Source organism: Rheinheimera sp., assembly GCF_036568245.1.
Lineage (GTDB): Bacteria > Pseudomonadota > Gammaproteobacteria > Enterobacterales > Alteromonadaceae > Alishewanella.
On the sequence record NZ_DATCSY010000031.1, the window covers coordinates 1 to 6,254 of the forward strand.

Annotated in this window: 5 protein-coding genes; 1 reads left to right on the plus strand and 4 read right to left on the minus strand. The window is 47.2% G+C overall.

What is annotated here, in order from left to right:
* Positions 1–1,985 (minus strand): EAL domain-containing response regulator (locus VIN66_RS01425; protein ID WP_331922330.1); only part of this gene is annotated, 1,985 nt, incomplete at its 3' end.
* Between the two features lie 161 nt (positions 1,986–2,146).
* Here VIN66_RS01425 and VIN66_RS01430 point away from each other — a divergent pair.
* Positions 2,147–3,040 carry a TIGR03899 family protein gene (locus tag VIN66_RS01430; protein WP_331922331.1) on the plus strand — a complete coding sequence of 298 codons (894 nt, stop codon included), beginning with the start codon at positions 2,147–2,149 and terminating at the stop codon, positions 3,038–3,040.
* Here VIN66_RS01430 and VIN66_RS01435 read toward each other — a convergent pair.
* From VIN66_RS01435 to VIN66_RS01445, 3 genes are all read right to left on the minus strand, one after another.
* Positions 3,008–5,143: a response regulator gene (locus VIN66_RS01435; protein ID WP_331922332.1), complete on the minus strand. Its 2,136-nt coding sequence runs from the start codon at positions 5,141–5,143 to the stop codon at positions 3,008–3,010. The two genes, VIN66_RS01430 and VIN66_RS01435, sit on opposite strands and share 33 nt — an antisense overlap.
* A gap of 146 nt (positions 5,144–5,289) precedes the next feature.
* A complete protein-coding gene (locus VIN66_RS01440) occupies positions 5,290–6,051 on the minus strand; it encodes a TIGR04219 family outer membrane beta-barrel protein (RefSeq protein WP_331922333.1) in 762 nt (253 codons plus the stop codon).
* 5 nt (positions 6,052–6,056) lie between these two features.
* Positions 6,057–6,254: DUF2333 family protein (locus tag VIN66_RS01445; RefSeq protein ID WP_331922334.1), on the minus strand; the 198-nt coding region annotated here is incomplete at its 5' end.

Genomic DNA, 6,254 nt, shown 5'->3' on the forward strand with positions numbered 1-6,254 from the left:
ATCCTGTCCAGTGGTAATTGCTGCAGATAACTCAGAGAAGAGAAGCCAATACCAAAATCATCGATGGCAACTTTGATACCAAAATTTTTCAGCTTATGTAGTGCTTCAATAACTATCTTCGGCTCATCCATCACCACTGACTCGGTAATTTCCAGCTCCAGTAACTGCGGGCTAATCTGATGTTGTCGCACACAATCAATTACAGATTGCACAAAGCCATGATTCCTGAACTGCGGCATAGACACGTTAACCGCCACCCTCAAACCACTGAAGCCATGCTTCTCAAGTTTTTTAACCTGCAAGCAAGCCTGCTCCAGCACCCAGCCGCCAATCTCAACAATAAGGCCGGAATATTCTGCCAATGGAATAAAAACAGCCGGAGAAACAAACTGTCCATTACCAAGTGGCCAGCGCAGCAAGGCTTCCATCCCAACAACACGCTTATCGGCAAGTGATATCTGTGGTTGATACCACAGCTCAAGCCGGTCATGAGAAAAATCCTGGCGCAACATGCGCAACATCGCAAGCCGCTCAGACATTTCATCTTCCATGTCCGCTTTATAGTACTGGTAATTCTGGCTGAGCTGCTTTTTCGCCTTATTAAGCGCGATATAAACATGCTTCAGAATTGTCAGGCCTTGCTCTGCGCTATCGGTCAGCCGACACAGGCCAAAGGTCGCATTCACCTGTAACGCATGCTCTGAGGCATGGAATGGTTCTTCAAACACGGCCTGTAAACGCTCTGGCGTCAATTCGCTCTCTGGCCCGACCAAACCAAAAACGTCAGCACCAATACGTCCCAGCTGAGACGATATGCCAAAATGCTCGATCAGGCGCATGGTTACGGCAATTAAAAGTTCATTGCCTACATCCTGTCCCAGGCCATCGTTAACATCGGAAAAGTGATCAATGTCGATCAGCACAGCAACATTATTATCCGCTTCGTAGCGCTTGGTATCCTGTAAGATCTGGATGAACTCGTTACGGTTAGGCGTTTTGGTTAACGGGTCGATATAGGCAGCATGCTTGAGTTGCTGGAATAAGGTGACGTTTTCATATCCGATAGAGATATTGCTCAGGAATACCTCTATCAGTTGACGGTCAAGCGCTTCGATTGGCCGGTTTGTTTCTATATATACAGCCGCGCTATGTGTATCATTGCCCAGATACAGTACGGTATCCAGATCGGTGAACTGGTGTTCCCTGGTACGCAAACACTGCGTGATCTGACTGACGATACGCGGATTATCCAGTCTTTCTAACTGACATTTGATGTAAGGCGCATAGTGCCCGGCAGCGCCAAGCACATAAATATTCTCACTGGTGCTGCCATCGTCTTCTATTTGCGCACACAAAACGCCTTCAGCATGCAACCCTATTAACGATGAGATTTGTGTTACAACGCCTTCTGAAAACTCGTGTAAAGAGTGCTGCTCAAGCAAGTTAGCGCCGGCATTTATAATTTTCTGCAAACCACGCCGGCTTTGATTGATGGTGCGGATTTGTTGATAAGAACGTAAAGAAGCAATAATTGACGTAACCAGTTTACTGCGGGTTAGCTCAGTCTTGGTTTTGTAATCGTTGATATCGTACTCTTTGATGACACTCTCTTCGGGTGCATATCCTGGTTGTCCGGTCCTCAGAACAATCCTGAGTTCATCCATCCCAAGGTCATCACGGATCTGCTGTACTACTTTCAGTCCGGCATCATCAGACTCCATCACAACATCAAGCAGTACTAAAGCGGTTTGTGGATTTTTCCGCAGAAACTCAACTGCTTCTTTGCCTGAATATGCATGGTGAAACACGAGTTGTTTCCCCATGACGGTCAGATCATTAAGTGCCAGTTTAGTTACGGTATGGATCTCTTCATCGTCATCAACGATAAGCAGGTGCCACTCTCCCAGCGTGTTTTCCTTAGCGGGTCCTACTGGCTCGTCTTCTGCTAAAAACAGAAAATCCTCATCTGTTTCCTTTGACACCATCGCTCAGCCTTATTAAATGATTCCGTTTAAATATACATGCTTAATATGTATAAGAGTAAGTTATAACAGATTTTATTTTGAGCAAAGCGTATTGACCGACTTGCCGCAAATTTTATGAAATGCCAAGATAGCGGCATCGATAAAAACTGGCAATGCACACTATGACCAAGATTCACTCATTAAGTGGCCAGCAACGGCTGCTGCAGCTTGCCAGAAATCAGTTTGGCTCGGGTGTGATGCCGGCAGACAGTGCTACCGGTAACAATACTAATCAGCAACAGGGCCACTTTGCGGACAAACACCAGCAGTTAGCTGCCCGTTCAGGCGCCGCTGCGGGGCAAGCTGGATTGACTCTGGCACAGCGAGCCGAGCGGCGTTTACAGATGCAACGTGAACGCCAGCAGCATAACCTGGAACGGGTCATGGCGCTGGCATTGGAATACTGTCCGGAGCATGTTTCTGCCCAGGATATTGACCCGGATTGGTTTCAACAGTTTTGCGAGCTGATTCTGGATATTTCCAATCACAGCATGCAACAACTCTGGGCAAAAATCCTGGCCGGCGAAATCGCCAGCCCTGGAAAATTCTCTCTAAAGACGTTACATACACTAAAGCGCATGAGTTACAAAGAAGCTATGGCGTTGCAGCAGGCGGCAAATTTGAGCTGCCGCCCTCGTCAGGATCCTACCGCAAGGATCTATTTCGGTTATATCCACCGACCTTCACTGTGGCGGGTGCTGACAGGCCGCAACAGGGCAGTACTGAATCTGAGCCAGTTTGGGCTAAGTTACACTCAAATCCTTAGTCTGGTAGATATTGGTTTGTTACACAGCTCGGAAATAGAAAGTGGCGAATTACCAGCCGGCCATCAGATAAACTGGCAGTATCAACAACTCAGTGTAAACGGCAGTATAACCAGCAAGAATGTTGTACTGCAGTACTACAAATACACCGCCAGTGGTGCTGAGTTGTTACCACTACTCAGTACTCAGCCAAATCAGCAGTATCTGGATGCTCTTAAACTATTGCTGGCTGACGTGATCAGCTTTGCCTGAAGAACACCAGCGCAGAATCACGTCCAGCTTAGCGGCTTCCAGTGGCTTAAAAATGACGTCATTCATGCCAGCGCGGAGGAAGTTACTGACCTCTTCGTCAAGCGCATGCGCAGTAAAAGCCAGGATGGGCGTATGTTGGTAGTCGGTTAACTGGCGTAATCTCCGGGCCACTTCGGTGCCAGCAATGTCAGGCAACTGAATATCAAGCAAAATCACATCAAAAGACTGCTGCTGGCATAAGCTCAACGCTTCAGTACCACAGGTTGCTGTGTGCAACTGTACTGGCTGATCTTTTAGCAGCACCTGAATAAAAGCAAGGTTGGTTGCGTTGTCGTCAACAACCAGCAGCTGCGGTAATGCAGACTGTGCCGGTACTTCAGACAATATGTCATTCAGACAAAAAGGTGTTTCGTAAACGCTAAATTGCAGCGCCTCCTGCCACACCGCCCGTTGACTCTTTGCGGCATAACACCGCACGCGGCAACGCGCACTTAACTGTTGCAGCTCAGTATGCCACCTGACCAAATCTGCCGGTTCTGGTAACATCACCACCGCAACATCGTAAGCAAACTGCTTACTTTTTCTTGCCAACTCATGCAGATCTGAGCATTTAGCCAGATAATCGGTCAACGTGGTCAGCACCTGGCTACGTTCAGACAAGCTGCTTGCCTGACTGTCGAATAACAGCAAATGAGGCATCTTAGGCAGCACAATAGCCGAACTCTCTGCCACAGGTAATGTCAGCGTTACGGTGCAACCAAGCCCATCGAGAGACTGTACAGTTAACATAGCCTGCAGCCGCCGTTTCAACACCAGCAGAATACCAATATCACTTTCATGCCACTGCAATGTTCTGGTGTCGTCGCCGTTTAATAGCTGCCTGACCCGTGATGTAATACCATCACCGTTACCTGTAACACTGATATGCAGATGGCTATCCGAAGGACGCACGTTCAGTGCCAGTCGCAAGGTAAGTTCTGAAACGGCATTTGCCCGCCCCCCTACTTGCACTATAGCCTGCAGTAGTATCGCCAGTTGCTGTAGCGGCAAACAAACTTCATGGCAAATATTATCTGCCCCCTCAAACACCTGTAGCTCAACATTTCTGTCTTTAAAATGCTGGCGTATCTGTGGAACCTGCTCTGAAAACCACTGCGTTAAATTAATCTGAGCTGGCACCTCTTCAACATTACCAAGCTCCAGTTGCAACAAAGCCATCTGAGCTGCCAAAGCAGATAAAAACTCGGCGTCGCCAAGCTCTGTTTGCTGCTGTTGCATCTGACGTAAATTAATCAGCCGGTTTTGCACCAGTTGGACAAACTGCGTGTAGCGCAGCTCCGATTTATTGCACTGCAGCCGTATTTCTGACAACAGTTGCAATTGCTGCTCTGCTTTTTGTTGCTGTTGCTGTAGCTCTGTTCCGAGCTGGCCGGCACGTTCTGCCAAAAAGTGGGTAAGTTCATTCAATGCAGATTTAAGTGGCAACAGCTCAGGCACAAGCTCTTCTGTAACACTCACATTCAACTGACCATGGCATAACTGGTTCAGCTTATGAGTCAGCAAACTGACATCAGTATGCTGCCGCTGCGCAACTTGCTGCAGGTTGTTATGCAGTATCATCAGCATGACAATGCCAATCAGCCCCACTATGGCAACAGGTAAAAGCCACTCACTGATACCATTGACTGGTGCAAACAGTAATACCATATAATATTGCTGCTCTGTACTGGCTTGCACGCTGCTGTCTGCGGGCAATGGCTGGAATACCAATACCCCTTCAGCGTGTGGTTCTGTTGCATAAGAGGTTACTGCTTCGTCTGGCCTGGCTGCATTCAGCATCGCAGGCAAACCGGCTGCAACTAACAAACGATTCTGCTGGGAGTAAACCGCAATAGCAGTTAAAGGCACGACACTGGTTAAGCGTAAGTTGTTCAGCTGAGCCTTTAGCACATCTGTATCTTTATCTTTTAGCATCGGCCGGACGCTAAATTGCAACATGGTTGCGGTCTGTTCAATCTGAATACGTTGCTGTGCTTGTGTCTCCAAGTGAAACCAGATTGCACTGAACACCATCATCACTACAACTGCAATCAGCCATGGCAACGTTAACTGCCTGAAATAGTTTATCAAAAGCGGACCCGGACTGATTTAAAAGTACGGTAACTATAAAACTATTCTATCAGGCTAACAAGGATACAACAGAGGAATAACATTAACAGCGATGCCGGTAACGGCATCACTGGACAGAATTAAAAATGGACTTCAACCCCGGCGAAAACACCTTTGAAACTAAGATCGGTATAGATGTTATCGACATCATCAAGCTGTAAATCTACCTGGCGGTAGCCAAGTTTCAGCTTCATATCAATGGCCAGATTATCCAGCAGTGAATAAGCAATGCCCGCCTGAGCGTCATATAGCTGACTGCCATCATAAGAAATGAAGCTCCCCTGAGCAAATACATCAAAACCGGTCAGAGGCAGACCAACACGCACTGCGCCATACAGCATTGGTATCCACTCAGAAAAATCCTGCTGAACAGCCAGCCCATCGGCAACTGAAACCTCTGACACCGCTATACTTCCATCCAGATACTTGCCGTTGATACCCAGATCCAGGCTAAACAAGTCATTATCCAGAACCTCGTAATAAAGTACGTAATCTGTGCTGGTGATATCTGCCCGATTCTGAACTTGGGTACCATTTGGAAAATCAGTTCCATTGAAACTAAAGTTGTCATCTAGCAAAGTGCTACCCGATGACTCCAGTTTATTACGCTGTAAACGGATGTTTGGAATTAAAGGTAATGGATGCTCCAGCGCCAGGTAATATGACGTCTGTGTTTTATCGTCAAAATTGAATGCCTGCAGCTGATCAGTGTTGGCAAAGCTGCCATCAACGGAGGTGCGCCAGCCATCAGCACCTAAATAGAGACCAAGCAAAGTATCAGCTTGAGCTGCACTACTGAGTAGTGCGCCGCTTAGCGATAACAACAATGCTGTTTTTTTCATGCGTTTTACCCTTGAGTTAATAATTCTGACAGATCAATCAGTGCGGCATTTGCACGTGAAATATAGTTTGCCATTACCAGACTATGGTTCGCCATTAAACCAAAACCACTGCCGTTGAGTACCATGGGGCTCCAAACCGCCTGCTGAGTTGCTTCCAGTTCACGGATGATTTGCCGCAAACTTATCATGGCATTTTTTCGCTT